We start from the raw sequence: 16353 nt of genomic DNA, 5'->3' as shown, positions 1-16353 counted from the left end.
AGAAGTAAGTTAATCTTGACCCTCGTTTTAGTGAAGCAGATGGGATTCGAACCCACGACATGGACATTAGAAGTGTAAGAAGTAAGTTTGGATTGACCTTTGAAGGATAATTTCAAAACTACCTGCTCTACCGCTGAGCTACTGCTTCAATTTAAATAAAGAGATAATCGCATAAGTATAAATCGTGGAAAGGTTTCTAGAAGTAACTTAAACTTGACCTGCTTTATCTATATTTTTATTTCTATGAACGTTTGTTTTTATTTCTGAACAAAGATTTCTAAACTAGTGCGCAATTATTCTGCGTAGTAAAATTTAAATCTTACAATATAATTTTTCTAAAATAGTTTTCCTGTGTTTTTTCTTTAATGATTACTTTATTTAAATTGAATTCTATATAATGACTCAACCAACAATCTGAAATCTCTGAAGCAACTTCATTACCACATACACATACTTTATTTAAACTATTGAAATTTGAACTTCCACAACATCCAAGAAATCTTGATTTATCGGAATGGTCTTTTAAATTATAATTATCAATAGAAACCATAATAGATTTGTTTTTAGATTGACCATTAATAACAATACTAAAATTGTTTTTCGGCATTATATCCTTATTCTCATCCCAACATAAATCCTTTTCAGGAATTTCCAATAATTCTTGAGTTAACTCAACTTCACATTCTATACAGTAAATTTTTATAGTTCTCATAATTGTTTCATTTTGATAGAACAAAGATTTCAAAACCACTACGCAATTATTTTGCGCAGTAAAAAAAGAATTTTAAATTTGAGTAAAACAATTGATATCAAAAGCGAATAAGTCCCAGAGGGACGGCATATTTGTAGTTATTGCGAATTCTATTTCAAGAACCCCAGCGGGGTGACCTATTTATTGATAAGCATAAAAACGGAAATGTCGCTCCGCTGGAGCTTTTGATTCTATCATGAAAAATTGGCTATAAATATTTCGCTCTTCCAGAGCTTCTCATTCGACTTAAACAAAAAACACAATATGAATCTCAATAAAATCTACACCGATTTACTTCTTATTATTGGCTTTTCAGAAAATGAAATTCAGCAGAATTGGTTGGATTTAGAAAAGGCATATTGCAAAAAATCAAGGCATTATCATAATCTGACGCATTTACAGGAAATGATTACCAGTTTTGAAGAGTATCGAGATCAACTTCAAAATCCGAACGAAATATTATTTGCTATTTTTTATCATGATTTTGTGTATTCGGCTTCGAAAAAAGATAATGAACTCAAAAGCGCTGAATATGCTTTGTCTGTTTTGGGTGAAAAAAGTAGTCTAAACAAAAAATTAGTTTTTGATGCCATTTGCGCGACACAGCATCACGCGTATAATGCAAATGAAGACATTAATTGGCTAATTGATTTTGATTTGAAAATTCTCGCCAAAGATTGGGAAGACTATAAAATCTATTTTGAACAAATTAGAAAAGAATATCGCATTTATCCTGATTTTCTATACAAACCTGGACGCGCAAAAGCTTTGAAACATTTTTTGGAATACGAATTTATTTTTCAAACGGATCAATTCCGAAGTTTATATGAAGATCAAGCTAGAGCAAATATTGAAAAAGAGATTTCTTTATTAACAACGTAAACGCGTGAGGGATGGGAACGGCATCCTTTTGTGGTGGGGTTCACCACAAAAGATATAGTGGACAGCCCGACCCGGAGGGACACGCCCATAATATACTAGGACAAATTAATCTCGCAAAGACGCTAAGGCGCAAAGTTTTTTAATTCAAAGAGTATTAAGATTTGTTTCACGCAGATTTTACAGATTTGAGCAGATCTAAAAAGATTTTTTTATTAATTCTGCTAAATCTGCATAAATCTTTTTTAATCTGCGTGAAACAAAAAATCTTTGCGCCTTCGCGACTTTGCGAGCAAAAACAACACAACGTATGTCACAAAACAAAAACGCCCTAATCCGCTACAAAACCATTGACAAATGTCTGCAGAATAAATACAGGCAATGGACATTGGAAGATTTAATCGAGTGCTGTTCTCAGGCTTTAGAAGAATATGAAGGACGCAAAATTCCGATTAGCAAACGAACGATTCAGATGGATATTCAGATGATGCGCAGTGAAAAATTGGGTTATAATGCGCCAATTGTCGTTTACGATAAAAAGTATTATAAATACGAAGACGAAGATTTTTCGATAACCGATATTCCGCTGACGGAAACGGATATGAATGTTTTAACCGAAACGGTTTCGATGCTGAAACAGTTTAAAGATTTCTCATTATTCAGCGATGTATCGGATATTTTACAGCGTTTAGAAGATAAAATCTATTCGGAGAAATCGCATACCAAACCTGTTATTTATTTGGATAAAAATGAAAATTTAAAAGGGCTTCACTATTTGGACGAAATTTATCAGGCGATTATCAAAAAAATGGTTCTAATTATTACTTATAAATCATTCAAATCGAGAGAAGAAACCAAATTTCATTTTCATCCTTTTATTTTAAAGGAATTCAACAATCGCTGGTTCTTAATTGGAAAGAAAAAACAATCGCAACCCATTACGAATTTGGCTTTGGACAGAATCGTTTCTATAGACTACGATTTTAACCTTCCTTATATAGAAGAAGATTTTGATGCCGAATCCTATTATAAAGATATTATAGGTGTAACAGTAAATTCTGGTTTGCAGCCGAGACGCATCGAACTTTGGATTGATGCCTCTAATGCACCTTATGTAATTACCAAGCCACTGCATCATTCGCAGAAATTAATTAAAGAAAATGAGGATCACAGTATTATTGTACAGCTTTTTATTTCTCCTAATTATGAAATGGAAAGATTGTTACTGGGTTTTGGCGATTCGATTGAAATTTTACGTCCTGAATATTTACGAAATCGTATGAGAAAGATTCTTCAAAACTCAATTTCGAGATACGAGCCAAAAGACAATACTGAATTAAATGCATGATTTTTTGAATTATCCAGAATTAAAACCAATATAAATACTGCAAAGATATTTTTAAGCTGTTTAAATTGTTAAAATTTCAAAAAAGAATAGTATATTTCAAAATAAATAAACCACAAACCCCTATAAATCAAAGGGATTTTTTAACTAACCAAAAATTTATGAAAAAATAATATGCATGCATAGTATTTTTTGATTATATTTGAAATCGATATAGTTACCTATGAAAGACAAAACGATAGATTATATTTTGAGAGCAACATGGCAGGCTGTTTCTAGGATGTATAATGAAGAGGCTGCAAAATACGATGCGACAATGGCAACCGGATTTGCTCTGTTAAGTATTGACAAGGAAGAAGGAACTCCGTCAACGGCTTTGGGACCAAGAATGGGAATGGAAGCTACAAGCCTTACCAGAACATTAAAATCTATGGAAGACAAAGGTTTGATTGTTCGCAAAAAAAATCCAAGCGACGGAAGAGGCGTTTTGATCTATCTGACTGAATTTGGAAAAGAAAAAAGAGAGCTTTCTAAAAACACGGTTTTGAAGTTTAATGAGACCGTTAGAAAACACGTATCAGACGAAAAGTTAAATCATTTTATTGAGGTTTCTGAAATCATTAATGAATTGATTCACGATAAAAATATTTTTAATCAAACAGAAAACGTAGAAAAGGAATAGTCTTTAAAAGCTGTTCACTTTCTACCACAAACAAACAAGTAACAAATATGAAACGCACAATTAAAAAAGTTGCTGTAATTGGATCCGGAATCATGGGTTCAGGTATAGCTTGTCATTTTGCCAATATTGGTGTTGAAGTTTTACTGCTTGACATCGTACCTCGCGAGTTGACAGAAGCTGAAGCTAAAAAAGGATTAACGCTTGAAAGCAAAGCCGTTCGCAACCGTTTGGTAAATGACCATTTGGCGAACTCATTAAAATCGAAACCCTCTCCTATTTACAGTCAGAAATTTGCTAGCCGAATCACGACTGGAAATACAACAGACGATATGGCAAAAATTGCTAATGTGGACTGGATTATTGAGGTTGTAGTAGAACGTTTGGATGTTAAGAAATTAGTTTTCGAACAAATCGACAAATTCCGTAAACCGGGAACTTTGGTTACTTCTAATACTTCTGGTATTCCGATTCACTTTATGAGCGAAGGAAGAAGCGAAGATTTCCAACAGCACTTCTGCGGAACGCACTTTTTTAACCCTGCGCGTTACTTAAAATTATTTGAAATTATTCCGGGACCAAAAACTTCAAAAGAAGTTCTTGATTTCTTAACCGATTACGGATCTAAATTCTTAGGAAAAACTTCGGTTGTTGCCAAAGATACTCCGGCGTTTATTGGAAACAGAATTGGTATTTACGGAATTCAAAGTTTATTCCACCTTGTAAAAGAAATGGGATTAACGATTGAAGAAGTGGATAAATTGACTGGTCCAGTAATTGGCCGTCCAAAATCGGCTACTTTCCGTACCGTTGACGTTGTTGGATTAGATACTTTGGTACACGTTGCCAATGGTATTTACGAAAACTGCCCAACTGACGAACAACACGAATTGTTCAAACTTCCGGATTTCATCAACAAAATGATGGAAAACAACTGGCTTGGTTCTAAAACTGGTCAGGGTTTTTATAAAAAAGTAGATAAAGATATTCTTTCTTTAGACTTAGATACATTAGAATACCGCGCTGCGAAAAAAGCAAATTTTGCAACACTTGAATTGACTAAAACTATCGATAAACCAATTAATCGTTTTAAAGTTTTAGTAAAAGGGACAGACAAAGCGGGAGAATTCTACAGAAAAAGTTTCGCTGGAATGTTTGCTTATGTTTCAAACAGAATTCCTGAAATATCAGACGAATTATACAAAATTGACGATGCCATGAAAGCTGGTTTTGGATGGGAAAATGGTCCATTCGAAATCTGGGATGCTATCGGCGTTGCCAAAGGAATTGAAATCATGAAAGCTGAAGGTTTAGAGCCTGCTGCATGGGTAAATGAAATGCTGGCTTCTGGAAGCGACAGTTTCTATACGGTTAAAGAAGGTGCTACGTATTTCTACAATATTCCGACAAAATCTCAAACTAAAGTTCCTGGACAAGATTCATTTATTATTCTGAATAACATTCGCGAAAGCAAAAAAGTTTGGAGTAACAGTGGCGCAATTATCCAAGATTTAGGAGACGGAATCTTAAACTTAGAATTCCAATCTAAAATGAATACAATTGGTGGCGATGTACTTTCTGCGATCAATAAAGCAATTGAATTAGCTGAAAAAGAACACCAAGGTTTAGTTATAGGAAACCAAGCGGCTAATTTCTCAGTTGGAGCGAATATCGGAATGATTTTCATGATGGCTGTTGAGCAGGAATATGATGAATTAAACATGGCAATCAAATTGTTCCAAGACACTATGATGCGCGTTCGTTACTCTTCTATTCCAGTTATAGTTGCACCTCACGGAATGACTTTTGGTGGTGGATGCGAAATGAGCTTACACGCTGATAAAGTTGTTGCTGCGGCTGAAACCTATATGGGATTAGTTGAATTTGGAGTTGGTGTAATTCCTGGTGGTGGTGGTTCTAAAGAATTGACTTTAAGAGCTTCAGACTTATTCCGTAAAAACGATGTGGAGCTGAATGTTCTTCAAGAGTATTTCTTAACAATTGCAATGGCTAAAGTTTCAACTTCTGGTTATGAGGCTTTTGACACAGGATTATTACAACACGGAAAAGATATTATCGTAGTTAACAAAGATCGTCAGATTGCAGAAGCTAAAAAACATGCGTTGTTAATGGCGGAAGCTGGATATACACAGCCAATTAGAAGAACAGATATTAAAGTTCTTGGAAAACAAGCTTTAGGAATGTTCTTAGTTGGAACCGATCAAATGGAAGCTGGAAAATACATCTCTGAGCATGACAAGAAAATCGCAAACAAACTGGCTTACGTAATGGCTGGTGGTGATTTATCTGAAGCGACTTTAGTTTCTGAACAATATTTATTAGATATCGAGCGTGAAGCTTTCTTGTCTCTTTGTACAGAAAGAAAAACATTGGAGAGAATTCAATATATGTTAACTAAAGGAAAACCGCTTCGTAATTAGAAAAAATAGATGCAAGAAGCAAGACTTCAAAACAATGTTTTGTCTTTCCTCTAGCTTCTTGCCTCTACTAAATCTTAAAAAACAAAAAAAATGAAAACAGCATATATAGTTAAAGCTTACCGTACAGCGGTAGGAAAAGCACCAAAAGGAGTTTTTAGATTCAAACGTCCTGATGAATTAGCTGCAGAAACCATTCAGTTTATGATGAATGAACTGCCTGATTTTGACAAAAAACGTATTGACGACGTTATGGTTGGAAATGCAATGCCAGAAGCAGAACAAGGACTTAACGTTGGTCGTTTGATCTCACTTATGGGATTAAAAGTAGAAGACGTTCCCGGAGTTACCGTAAACCGTTACTGTGCTTCTGGATTGGAAACAATCGGAATGGCGACTGCTAAAATCCAGTCTGGAATGGCAGATTGTATCATCGCTGGTGGTGCAGAAAGTATGAGTTATATTCCGATGGGAGGTTACAAACCAACTCCGGATTATAAAGTTGCGGCTGCAGGTCACGAAGATTACTATTGGGGAATGGGTTTAACTGCCGAAGCGGTAGCGAAACAATACAACGTTTCGAGAGCAGATCAGGATGAGTTTGCATACAATTCTCACATGAAAGCCTTGAAAGCGCAGGCAGAAGGAAAATTTGACAAACAAATTGTTCCAATTACGGTTGAGCAGACTTTCATTAACGAAAATGGTAAAAAAGAAACAAAATCATACGTTGTAAATAAAGATGAAGGACCAAGAGCTGGAACTTCTGTTGAAGCTTTAGCAGGTTTAAGACCAGTTTTTGCTGCTAACGGAAGTGTAACTGCTGGTAACTCTTCTCAAATGAGTGATGGTGCTGCTTTCGTTTTAATCATGAGCGAAGACATGGTAAAAGAGTTAAACCTTGAGCCAATCGCAAGATTAGTAAACTTTGCTTCTTCTGGAGTTGAGCCAAGAATTATGGGTATCGGTCCGGTAAAAGCAATTCCGAAAGCATTGAAACAAGCTGGATTAACTTTGAATGATATTGAATTAATTGAGTTGAACGAAGCATTTGCTTCTCAGGCTTTAGCCGTTACTCGTGAGTTAGGTTTAAACCCAGATATCGTAAACGTAAACGGTGGCGCAATTTCATTAGGTCACCCTCTAGGATGTACGGGTGCGAAACTTTCTGTTCAGTTATTTGATGAAATGAAACGTCGTGGAAACAAATACGGAATTGTTTCTATGTGTGTGGGAACTGGGCAAGGAAGCGCAGGGATTTACGAAGTGTTGTAAAGAAAAGTATTCGTTCTGTTTGTCATCCCGAGGAACGAGGGATCTCCACGACAATTATCCGCCTAGCTGATAATCTTTGTAGAGTTACTTGCGAAGATTTCTCCTTCGTCGAAATGACAAGATTGAGGACAAAAAACATAATGTGTAGGTCGAAGGTTCGAATCCTTCTGGGATCACAAAAAAAATAAAAAGATACTAAAACAAAAAAAAACATAAGTCATGAGCGACAAAACAAGAGGAGGTCAATTCCTAGTAAAAGAAACAAAATGCGAAGACATCTTCACACCAGAAGATTTCTCGGAAGAGCAGTTAATGATGCGTGACTCTGTAAAAGAGTTCGTAGACAAAGAATTATGGGCGCATAAAGATCGTTTTGAGAAAAAAGATTACGCTTATACAGAATCATCTATGCGTAAAGCGGGTGAATTAGGACTTCTTGGAGTTGCAGTTCCAGAAGAATACGGCGGATTAGGAATGGGATTCGTATCAACCATGTTGGTTTGTGATTACATTTCTGGTGCAACTGGATCTTTCTCTACAGCATTTGGTGCTCATACAGGAATTGGTACAATGCCAATTACACTTTACGGAACTGAAGAACAAAAGAAAAAATACGTTCCGAAATTGGCTTCTGGAGAATGGTTTGGAGCTTACTGTTTAACGGAACCAGGCGCAGGATCTGATGCTAATTCAGGAAAGACTAAAGCAGTTTTATCTGATGACGGAAAATACTACTCTATTACAGGTCAAAAAATGTGGATTTCGAATGCAGGTTTCTGCAGTGTTTTCATCGTTTTTGCTCGTATTGGAGATGATAAAAATATTACAGGTTTCATCGTAGAAAACGATCCTTCAAACGGAATTTCTATGAATGAAGAAGAGCATAAATTAGGAATCCGTGCTTCTTCTACTCGTCAGGTTTTCTTCAACGAAACAAAAGTTCCAGTTGAAAACATGTTATCTGAAAGAGGAAACGGTTTCAAAATCGCTATGAATGCTTTGAATGTTGGTCGTATTAAATTGGCTGCTGCTTGTTTAGATGCTCAAAGAAGAGTTACTTCTGGCGCTGTAAAATATGCTAACGAAAGAATTCAGTTCAACACTTCTATTTCATCTTTTGGAGCTATCCGTTCAAAATTGGCTGAAATGGCTACTAATGCATACGCAGGTGAAAGTGCTTCTTACCGCGCTGCAAAAGATATTGAAGACAGAATCGCTGCCCGCGAAGCAGAAGGAACTTCTCATCAGGAAGCAGAATTAAAAGGTGTTGAAGAATACGCTATCGAATGTTCTATCTTGAAAGTTGCTGTTTCTGAGGACGTTCAAAACTGTTCTGACGAAGGTATTCAGGTTTTCGGTGGAATGGGATTCTCTGAAGATACTCCAATGGAAAGCGCTTGGAGAGATGCTCGTATCGCTCGTATTTACGAAGGTACAAACGAAATTAACAGAATGCTTTCTGTAGGTATGTTGATCAAAAAAGCAATGAAAGGACACGTTGATTTACTTGGACCAGCAATGAAAGTTCAAGAAGAATTAATGGGAATTCCATCTTTTGATACTCCAGATTTCTCTGAATTATTCTCAGAAGAAAAAGTAATCGTGGCTAACTTGAAAAAAGTTTTCTTAATGGTTGCTGGAAGCGCTGTTCAAAAATACGGTCCAGATTTAGATTCTCACCAACAGTTATTAATGGCTGCTGCTGATATCTTAATCGAAATCTATATGGCTGAAAGTACAATCTTGAGAACGGAAAAATTAGCTAAATCGCAAGGTGAAGATAAAGTTCAGGAGCAAATTGCTATGGCAAAATTATACTTGTACAAAGCGGTTGATATCGTAAACTTAAGAGGAAAAGAAGGAATTGCTTCTTTCTCTGAAGGAGACGAACAGCGTATGATGTTAATGGGACTTAAACGTTTCACAAAATACACTAACCTGCCAAATGTGGTAGCGTTAAGAGAAAAAATCGCAGAAAAATTAGTTGCAGAAAATTCATACTGCTTCTAATGTAAAAATAGTTTTTAGCTTTTAATTTGTTTAAGCCCGCGCAAGTCCGAAACTGCGCGGGCTTATTTTTTTTCTTTCTTTTTTAAACCATATAAGTGATGTAAGTTAATATTTAAGTTTTTGTGTCGATTAAATAGCTGTTATTTTAACCGCAAAGAGCGCAAAGATTTTTACACATAGATTGGGCTCGTTTGTTCTACCGCAAACAAATGAAAAATATTTATTATGAAATTTGGCACGGAATACTGAACCTGACATACTTTGCGTAGACGCACTGCGGTGCGTCTCTACAATACAATCTTTGCGAACTTTATGCGCCTACATAAAATCTATAAGTAAAATACTTTGCGCTCTTTGCCGTAAAAAAATAAACTTATATCACTTATATGGTTTAAAATTCAGGTCGCAATATTTTTGCATCGATTTGCAAAAAATTCGTTAAAATTATGTTTTAAGGTTATCTGTAATAGCGAATATCAAAATTATACTTTACTTTTAGCATTCTAAAAAACTAAAAACAACATAATATGAAAAAAATTAACCTAATTGCTCTTTTCTTTTTGTGTCTGGCAAGCTGCAATATTTTTGCACAGAAAAACAAAAAAATGGACATTATTGCTTATTACACAGGTGATGCTGATTTAATTGACAAATATGAAGTCAATAAATTAAATCAGATCATATTTAGCTTTTGCCACCTAAAAGACGGAAAACTAACGGTAGATTCTCCTAAAGATTCTATTACGATTAAAAAATTAGTTTCGCTTAAAGCGAAAAATCCACAATTAAAAATTATCGTTTCTCTTGGTGGCTGGGGCGGTTGCGAACCTTGCTCAGAAGCTTTTTCTACCGCTGAAGGAAGATTGAAATTTGCAAAATCTGTAAAAGCGTTAAGCGATTCTTATAAAGTTGACGGTTTGGATTTAGATTGGGAATATCCATCTATTGAAGGACTTCCTGGGCATTTATACCAACCTGCTGACAAACCTAACTTTACTGAATTGATCAAAATATTACGTTCTACTTTAGGCATAAAATATGAATTGAGTTTTGCTGCAGGAGGTTTCCAAAAATGTTTAGACGAATCTATCGACTGGAAAGCGGTTGCTCCTTTTGTAAATCGTATTAATATTATGAGTTACGATTTAGTAAACGGATATTCTAAAGTTACAGGACATCATACTCCATTATACAGCACAAATCCAAAAGAAGAATCTACAAACAGAGCAGTTGAATTTTTATTAAAAGCAGGCGTTCCAGCTGAAAAATTAGTTATTGGAGGTGCATTTTATACTAGACAATGGAAAAATGTAGAAAATATCAACAATGGATTGTATCAAGCTGGCGAACACTTTCAAGGTGTTGATTTTAAAAACTATGCTACAACCTATACAGAAGCAAACGGTTGGAAATATTTTTATGACGAAAAAGCACAAGCTCCATATTGGTACAATGCAAGTACAAAAACTTTTGCAACATCAGATGATTTAAGATCGATTAAAGCTAAAGCAGAATATGTTAAAGCTAAAAAACTAGGCGGAATCATGTTCTGGGAACTTACTTTAGACAGTTTCCACGACGGAATGGTAAATGAGATTTACAAAGTAAAAACAGAGAAATAATAAAAAAACGGGAATCAAATGATTCCCGTTTTCTTTTATAGATAGTACTTGATTATTGTACCTTACTCTTATCCATTTCTCCAATAAACGGAATAGCTTCTAAAATTTCGCTTCTAATGATCGTCTGAAGATACACTTCAAGCTGGATAAACTTAGCCGCATTTATAGAGCCAATCGCTTTTTTTGCCTGATTATACGTTTTAGAATAAAGCTTCTCATAATCAATATGATTTTTTAGAGTAGCTTTAGCCAATTCGTCCGCTTTTGCATCGGTTAGCGTTTCGTAATTTGCTGCATAATCATTTATCAGTTGAAACTTCGTCTGGCCTAAAGCTTTACGAGAGGTTTCGTAATTATCATAAACTTTAGTAAAAGCTGTGGCTTGTGCGTCAGATAAATTCATGTACTGTTTTACCAGTTCGCTTTTAGATTTTCCATACACACTTTGTACCACTTCTAAATCTTCTTTATAAGAAGACTGCGCATAAGATGAAAACGAGGCTGCCGCCATGATAAGAATAAGACTTAATTTTTTCATAGTTTTAATTTTAAATTTGTTTTTAAAAAATATATGCATACTCAAATATACTGATTTTAAACACATTAACCCACTAGCAAATTTTAAAAAAATGAATATTGGTAAACGGCAGACAAGGCATAATAATTTAATCCGTTGTTGGTATAGGCGCCAATATGATACTGCAATCTAACTGACTGGCCTTTTGCAATTGGAGTAGAAAAAGTTCCTCCTACACGCCAGTTATCAATCTGACTGTCATCTGAAACACCGTCAGTAATTGTTTTTCCTCCAAAAAACCAAGTAGTATTAAATCCAATCCACATGTGATTTTTAAAATAATAACTTGCATGGCCTTGCAAACTATAGGTAGATTTCTGCTCTAACTTTTTTCCCATGAAGTCGTTATTATCGGTATAAAACCAAACTCCAGCATAAGCTTCGGCATATACATGCGTAAATCGTTTAGAAACTCCAATTTCTGGTTTAAATCCCCAACGGTTTGTACCTATATTAACCTGCTTGTCATCGTAATATTTCCCTGTGGGAATAGAAGTCACAAGACTGACTCCTAAAATAGTCTTTTGTTCAAAACTTCTAAATTCAGTTTTATCAAGTGCTGGAGAACCCAGTAAATTTATTCCGAAACGAATTTTCATATCTGCAAAACCCGTTCTCGATCCTGTTAGAACATCTCCATTTGTTCTGGTCTGCGAGCCATCCATAAAAGAATAAGGAAGTACAATCTGCACACGCGCCAGTTTATTGGCTAAACCAAATGTTCGAATATAATTGACTGCAAAATTATGGCTGTGAAGTGTAAAATCTGTAATTGGAAGCGAAGGGTCTGTTAACACATTGCCATTCATAAAAACATATCCCGTTGCGACAACATTCAAATCTTTTGCCACATTTGCATACACTCTCGGTTCTAAATCCTGACCGTAATTTAAAAAAATCCCTAAAAAGAAAACTAAAACAAATTGTAACTTACTATAATTTAACCTAGAAATCTTTTTTTGCATATGAAGGGAAATAATTAGACATCAAACAAATACACAGTTCTACATTTTATTCTTTAGTTTTTGGGGCATAAATTATTCCATCGTAATTAATTGGCGCCCTATTATTGCTATTGACAGAAAGGGTACCGCTTCCGTTATAAAAAATAGAAAACATTAAATCGTAAACATCCGTTTTTCCTCTTACGGTTGCTTTCAGCATTGTACTATTCTTTTTATTTTCAACCTTAATGTTTTGTGGTTTGCCTTCAAATTTTATTCCGCCATCGGTGCTATATCCAATATTATAACCTCGTCCGAAAAATGGCAGATCGCACGTTACAGTATCAGCTTTAAACTTTAAAAAATAAGTATTATAATCTAGCTGAATTAGCCTTCCGCCTTGTGGAGTTGTTTTTTGAGCTTCAAAAACAAAATTCTGAGCATCTAGAAGTGCTTTAATTTCATTTTGCTTTTTTAGTTCTCTTTCTTGCTTGAGTTCTTTTTTTGTTTTTTCCTGTGCCGTAACTGAAAAATTAAAGACACTTACTAAAAATACCAAAAGAGATGCTGCCGTTTTCATAATGTCACTTTTTAGTAAAACGCATCATTGCAATGTCTCCAGAAATAAAATTGAGCGTTTTTCCATCATCAGTAATATCGTATGAGGTAATTTTCTGCAGTGTACTCATATAAGTCTGTTCGCCCTGACCATCAAGACACATCATTTTAGTTACTGCCATAGGCTGTGTAAAGTCGATTTTGTTTCCAGTCACATTCAGTTTTCCTATGTATGAGTTACAGCTGTTGTTGCCAGAAACCCTATTTTCTTTTGTATCAAAAGTTATGTTAGGTTTTTTATTCGGATACAATCCATCAAAAGCAATTCGAGGACCCGAAATATAATTCAGCTCCCAAGTTCCATCCAGTTTCGAAACTGAATCTACTTTTTTACACTTACAGGAAATTAAAAACAAACTAAAAAAAACGAGGGTAAGAATCTTTTTCATCATAACATTAAGGATTAAATGTGAGCGAATTAGATAAATGGTTTTCAGAAATTATTCGTTAAAAACCTTTACGAATTTAAACAATATTTTCGGTTTTTAACTCAATCGGTATCAAATTATAACGTATAGTTTGACTTTTTTTTAACTTTTTGAGTCAATCAATTCGGTTATTTTATGTTAAATTTACTTAATCTTTAACTAAAATGCCCGTAGACATGAAAAAACTAATTGTTTCTTTCGCTATAATCTCAGCCTTAGTAATTGGCTGTAAGACCAATACAAAATCAAACGATGCAAAAACATTAACTGTTGCATTAGAACCAAAAAGCAATAGTAAAGTTGCCGGAACCGCTACTTTTGTTGAGAAAAACGGTAAAGTAACTTTTACAGCAAAAATAACAGGATTAGAACCTGGAGTTCATGCCATCCACATTCACGAAAAAGCAGATTGTACCGCTGCCGATGGAAGTTCTGCTGGAGGTCACTGGAATCCAACTTTCAAAAAACACGGAAAATGGGGAGTTGCAGAATATCATAAAGGTGATATCGGAAACTTTACCGCTGATGCAAAAGGTAACGGAACGATAACTTTAACAACAGACGAATGGTGCGTAGGTTGTGGAGATTCTAACAAAGACGTTCTTGGCAAAGGTTTAATTGTACATTCAGGTGCAGATGATTTTACCACTCAGCCAACTGGAAATGCCGGCGGAAGAGTTGCTTGCGCAGGAATCATTAAATAAGAAAAACGGAGATAACCACTATTTTTAACAAAATCTAGTGGTTATTTCATTTTAAAATGAATTCTAAAACAAGAAAAAGGCATAGCTTTGCATCAGCAAAATTAAGTCCATGATTAACCCATCAGCACCAGGCTGGATCGATAAGTTTTTTAGTGAACAGAAGTTTTCAGAAGCTATTCCTTTTGAAACTGTAGATTCGTTTTACTATAAAGTAAGAGAAACGGGATTTATCTACGGGCATATTATTGCTATAGATTCTCAAATTCCGATTTCGATAAACGGCTGGTTTAAAACCGAAATTTCTAAAGTAGCCTTACTTAACACACTTTATCATGTTTTTTGTTTAGAGAAAAGAAATTCGGAACCCAAAAATTTTATTTCAGAAGTTTTAAAGTTTTACAAACAGATGAATCCAGAAGGATTTAATTTGTTCAAGATTTTATTGCCAAAAGACACTCCTTCTCTATCGCTGGAAAATATTATTGACCAGAGGGTTCAAACCAATGACAGCATCATCAGTAAGAACTTTTCGCATTTAGTAACCAATGCTTTATTGTTTATTGATGTTTTGGCTTTCAGACAATATTTGGAACATGGAGAAATTCCTGAAAAATATTTAAAGAGAATTGAAGAAACTGTTCTGGGAATTGTCGGTCTGGCTTTAAAAACCAAAACATCTAAATCTCAGCACGACGATCTTTTAATCAAACTTTTTGAAGCTTCTATACGTTATTCAAAATTTTCAAAAGTTACCGTTGAAACTTTAGAAACCCTAAATCTAGGTTACTTTACCAATAAACTCGAACAATTTTATTTACTTGATATGGCCGGAATGGCTTTATGGAGCGATGGGGTTGTCGAAAATGAAGAATCATATTTCTTATATTCCTTAGGCTCGACTATGGGCGTTTCTGACGATTTTGTAACTAAGAGTATGGATACAACCAATACTTTTATTACAACACATAAAAAGAAGATTCCATACTTTAATTATTCGAATCCTGTCAAGCATTTCTATGATCAAATGACGCACAGCGTTGTAAAACTGATTATTAGAAACAAAAACAGATTGATTAAAGAAATTGTTCAAAGTAAAGAATTAATGGTTTTGCTGGCTTATTCTACAACGAGAGATTTGGATGCAAAAGAAAAGAAGAAAGTCAAAAAACAGCTTTTGGATATTTGTAAAACCATTCCGTCGTTAACGATATTTTTGCTTCCAGGCGGAAGTTTACTGCTGCCGATATTAATTAAGTTTATCCCAACAATGCTACCTTCCGCATTTAATGAGAATTTAGACGAAAACGAATAAAAAAAATCGCCCTTTATAGAGGGCGATTTTTTTATCTAAACCATTAAAGATCTAATTGGTAAACTTCATCAAGCTCATCATTAGAAGCAATATTCACATTTAAGTCGGTTACAAAACCTGAATTTAATCCGTAAACCCATCCGTGAAGCATTAAATCTTGGCCATTTTTCCAAGCATTCTGCACGATAGATGTTTTGGCTAAGTTGTAAACTTGTTCTTTGGTATTAATTTCAACAAAAGCATTAAAACGCTCTGTTTCATCTTCGATTGAATTTAAATATTTATCATGCAAACGATATTCATCTTTAATATGACGAAGCCAGTTGTCGATAATTCCAACAGACTGATGCCCCATTGCTGCTTTTACACCACCACATCCGTAGTGTCCGCATACAATAACATGTTTTACTTTTAAAACGTTTACAGCATAATCCAAAACGCTTAACATGTTCATATCAGAGTGCACCACCATGTTTGCGATATTACGGTGAACAAAAACTTCACCTGGCTTTGCACCAACAATTTCGTTTGCAGGAACACGGCTGTCAGAACATCCAATCCATAATAATGGTGGCTGCTGCCCTTTTGCCAAATCAGCAAAATAATTAGGATCTTTTGCTAATGAAGTTTCAACCCACTTTTTATTGTTTTCTAATAACTGCTCATAAAATTTTCTCATTTTTTTTATTTTTTGTTTGGTAATTCTCCTTCTTAAGAATGTCTCAAATAAAGAACTTGATGTAAAGTTACCTAAATTTTGACATTTCTAAG

Annotated in this window: 15 protein-coding genes and 1 tRNA gene; 9 read left to right on the top strand and 7 right to left on the bottom strand. The window is 34.8% G+C overall.

What is annotated here, in order from left to right; genetic code table 11:
* Positions 1 to 31: 31 nt before the first annotated feature.
* Together ACWA1F_RS19790 and ACWA1F_RS19785 are read right to left on the bottom strand one after the other, a co-directional pair.
* Positions 32 to 148: transfer RNA gene (locus tag ACWA1F_RS19790), tRNA-OTHER, on the bottom strand.
* 171 nt (positions 149 to 319) lie between these two features.
* The gene (locus ACWA1F_RS19785) at positions 320 to 712 is read right to left on the bottom strand and encodes a hypothetical protein (protein ID WP_306160232.1); all 393 of its coding nucleotides are present in this window, start codon (positions 710 to 712) and stop codon (positions 320 to 322) included.
* Positions 713 to 1015: 303 nt separating this feature from the next.
* Between ACWA1F_RS19785 and ACWA1F_RS19780 the strand changes: the two genes are divergently transcribed.
* From ACWA1F_RS19780 to ACWA1F_RS19750, 7 genes are all read left to right on the top strand, one after another.
* Positions 1016 to 1633, top strand: coding sequence for an HD domain-containing protein (locus ACWA1F_RS19780; protein ID WP_456896214.1), 618 nt, complete (start codon positions 1016 to 1018; stop codon positions 1631 to 1633).
* 307 nt (positions 1634 to 1940) lie between these two features.
* Positions 1941 to 2978 carry a helix-turn-helix transcriptional regulator gene (locus ACWA1F_RS19775; protein WP_456896212.1) on the top strand — a complete coding sequence of 346 codons (1038 nt, stop codon included), beginning with the start codon at positions 1941 to 1943 and terminating at the stop codon, positions 2976 to 2978.
* A 220-nt stretch (positions 2979 to 3198) separates the two neighbouring features.
* A complete protein-coding gene (locus ACWA1F_RS19770; RefSeq protein WP_456896210.1) occupies positions 3199 to 3657 on the top strand; it encodes a MarR family winged helix-turn-helix transcriptional regulator in 459 nt (152 codons plus the stop codon).
* Between the two features lie 47 nt (positions 3658 to 3704).
* Entirely contained in the window at positions 3705 to 6095 is a 2391-nt protein-coding gene (locus ACWA1F_RS19765; protein ID WP_456896208.1) for a 3-hydroxyacyl-CoA dehydrogenase/enoyl-CoA hydratase family protein, read from the top strand.
* 90 nt (positions 6096 to 6185) lie between these two features.
* On the top strand, positions 6186 to 7367 hold the full coding sequence (locus tag ACWA1F_RS19760; RefSeq protein WP_456896206.1) for a thiolase family protein: 1182 nt from the start codon (positions 6186 to 6188) through the stop codon (positions 7365 to 7367).
* A 219-nt stretch (positions 7368 to 7586) separates the two neighbouring features.
* Positions 7587 to 9377: an acyl-CoA dehydrogenase family protein gene (locus ACWA1F_RS19755; RefSeq protein WP_433832484.1), complete on the top strand. Its 1791-nt coding sequence runs from the start codon at positions 7587 to 7589 to the stop codon at positions 9375 to 9377.
* A 527-nt stretch (positions 9378 to 9904) separates the two neighbouring features.
* Positions 9905 to 10999, top strand: coding sequence for a glycoside hydrolase family 18 protein (locus tag ACWA1F_RS19750; protein WP_456896203.1), 1095 nt, complete (start codon positions 9905 to 9907; stop codon positions 10997 to 10999).
* 52 nt (positions 11000 to 11051) lie between these two features.
* On the opposite strand, the gene ACWA1F_RS19745 is transcribed toward ACWA1F_RS19750, so the two are convergent.
* The 4 genes from ACWA1F_RS19745 to ACWA1F_RS19730 all read right to left on the bottom strand — a co-directional run bounded on the left by ACWA1F_RS19745 (position 11052) and on the right by ACWA1F_RS19730 (position 13530).
* Positions 11052 to 11537, bottom strand: coding sequence for a hypothetical protein (locus tag ACWA1F_RS19745; protein WP_306160247.1), 486 nt, complete (start codon positions 11535 to 11537; stop codon positions 11052 to 11054).
* Between the two features lie 83 nt (positions 11538 to 11620).
* Entirely contained in the window at positions 11621 to 12541 is a 921-nt protein-coding gene (locus tag ACWA1F_RS19740; RefSeq protein WP_456896201.1) for a transporter, read from the bottom strand.
* Between the two features lie 46 nt (positions 12542 to 12587).
* Positions 12588 to 13100: a DUF4251 domain-containing protein gene (locus tag ACWA1F_RS19735; RefSeq protein ID WP_456896199.1), complete on the bottom strand. Its 513-nt coding sequence runs from the start codon at positions 13098 to 13100 to the stop codon at positions 12588 to 12590.
* A gap of 4 nt (positions 13101 to 13104) precedes the next feature.
* Entirely contained in the window at positions 13105 to 13530 is a 426-nt protein-coding gene (locus ACWA1F_RS19730) for an META domain-containing protein (RefSeq protein WP_456896197.1), read from the bottom strand.
* Positions 13531 to 13742: 212 nt separating this feature from the next.
* On the opposite strand from ACWA1F_RS19730, the gene ACWA1F_RS19725 reads away from it, so the two are divergent.
* The gene (locus ACWA1F_RS19725; protein ID WP_456896195.1) at positions 13743 to 14270 is read left to right on the top strand and encodes a superoxide dismutase family protein; all 528 of its coding nucleotides are present in this window, start codon (positions 13743 to 13745) and stop codon (positions 14268 to 14270) included.
* 109 nt (positions 14271 to 14379) lie between these two features.
* Positions 14380 to 15582 (top strand): LETM1-related biofilm-associated protein, encoded by a 1203-nt coding sequence (locus tag ACWA1F_RS19720; RefSeq protein WP_306160257.1) that lies wholly within the window; start codon positions 14380 to 14382, stop codon positions 15580 to 15582.
* A 43-nt stretch (positions 15583 to 15625) separates the two neighbouring features.
* Here the strand turns inward: ACWA1F_RS19720 and can are convergent, their stop codons facing one another.
* Positions 15626 to 16261 carry a carbonate dehydratase gene (can, locus tag ACWA1F_RS19715; protein WP_306160258.1) on the bottom strand — a complete coding sequence of 212 codons (636 nt, stop codon included), beginning with the start codon at positions 16259 to 16261 and terminating at the stop codon, positions 15626 to 15628.
* Positions 16262 to 16353 lie beyond the last annotated feature (92 nt).

The sequence above is a fragment of the Flavobacterium erigeronis genome (assembly GCF_054075165.1).
Note: the sequence above shows the minus strand (reverse complement) of the source record. Positions and strands in the feature narration are given on the sequence as shown.